Raw genomic sequence first — 207 nt, 5'->3', positions numbered from 1 at the left:
AATTTATATATTTTTGTTTTTATCTACAACCAATTACACAAAAAAAATGAAGAGTAAGATTATTTTACTAGGTGTCCTTTTGCTTATGGCAACTGGCGCTATTTCAGCACAAGCAAAAAACGCTCCAAGAAGTATTATTAGTACAACAGCTCTAATCCGCAAATACCATGATCAAAAAGAATTGAGCGGTATGCAAAAAGGAGAACT

This window comes from Flavobacterium aquidurense, from assembly GCF_002217195.1.
GTDB classification, from domain to species: domain Bacteria; phylum Bacteroidota; class Bacteroidia; order Flavobacteriales; family Flavobacteriaceae; genus Flavobacterium; species Flavobacterium frigidimaris.
The sequence above is the reverse complement of the archived record's forward strand: the minus strand, read 5'-3'. Positions refer to the sequence as shown.